At 60.2% G+C, this 1,250-nt stretch carries 1 protein-coding gene; it reads left to right on the top strand.

Going from position 1 to position 1,250, the window contains the following annotated elements; all coding sequences use genetic code 11:
* Positions 1-63 precede the first annotated feature (63 nt).
* A protein-coding gene (locus ACGLHR_RS51705) for an IS3 family transposase (protein WP_400103885.1) occupies positions 64-1,241 on the top strand; the annotation gives its coding sequence in 2 pieces (ribosomal slippage) (positions 64-331 and positions 331-1,241; 1,179 coding nt in all).
* Positions 1,242-1,250: the final 9 nt, after the last annotated feature.

The following is a 1,250-nucleotide window of genomic DNA, read 5'->3' as shown; positions in this document are numbered from 1 at the left end:
TGCAGTGGTCTAATTTCCTCGGACAGGTCGATAGGGTGACAATCCATATCGACGAGGAAACAGATGACAAGACAACGCCGACAATTTGATGCCAGCTTCAAGCTGGAAGTAGTACGGATGGTGAAAGACCAGGGTCTATCGGTGGGCGAGGTTTGCCGGACGATGGAGCTTGGAGAGACGGCAGTGCGGCGATGGCTGGCGCAGTACGATTCGGAACTGGCGGGCGGTGCAGGGATTGGCAAGCCGCTGACGGCAGAGCAGCAGCGCATTCGGCAGTTGGAGGCTGAGAACCGGCAGTTGCGGGAGGACAATAGCATCCTAAAAAAGGCCTCGGCCTTCTTTGCACGAGAACTCAAGTGAGTTATCGGGTGGTAACCCACCTGCAAGAGAAGGCTGTCTCCGTCAGTTCGGCGTGCCGGCTGTTGGGCGTCAGTCGAGCTGGCTACTACGCTCACCGGCGCGCCTTGCCGGGTGCGCCGAAGTTGCGACAGCAGGCCCATGTTAAAGCGGCCTTTGCCGCCAGCGGCGCCAGCTATGGCAGCCGGAGACTGATGCATGCGGTGCGGGCCCAGGGGATCAAAATCGGCCGTCAGCGGGTCCGTACGGTGATGCGGGAGGCTGGGCTGCGTGCGACCTGGAAGCGCAAGTTTGTCGCGACGACCGACAGCAAACATGATCAACCAGTCGCAGAAAATGTGCTGGATCGGCAGTTCGATGTGTCGCAGGCAAACCGGGCCTGGGTCTCGGATATCACGTATATCCGCACCGCCCAGGGCTGGTTGTACTTGGCAGTGGTGCTGGATCTGTACTCACGCAAGGTGGTCGGCTGGGCCATGGCACCAGCCATGCCGACAGCCCTGGTCATGTGCGCGCTGGAGATGGCGCTACAGCAGCGTCGGCCGGCGCGGGGGCTGGTGCTCCACTCGGATCGAGGGAGTCAGTACGCCAGCGCCGAGTACCAGGCCATGCTGGCACGCCACGGCATCGTTTGCAGCATGAGCCGCAAAGGCAACTGCTGGGATAACTCGCCGATGGAGCGCTTCTTCCTGAACCTGAAGATGGAGCGGGTGTGGCAGCGGCGCTATGCCAATCACGCGGAGGCACGACGTGACATTACCCAGTACATCGTGGGCTTCTACAACCCTGTGCGCTTGCACTCAACCCTCGGCTATGTCTCGCCTACCGCTTATGAGGCCAAGCCAACAGTAAAACAACCTATCAGCCTGTCCGAAAAAACTTGACCACTACAG

It is taken from the genome of Cupriavidus sp. CuC1, assembly GCF_044627735.1.
Classification (GTDB): Bacteria; Pseudomonadota; Gammaproteobacteria; order Burkholderiales; family Burkholderiaceae; genus Cupriavidus; species Cupriavidus ulmosensis.
This window is presented reverse-complemented; position numbering and strand designations above follow the sequence as displayed.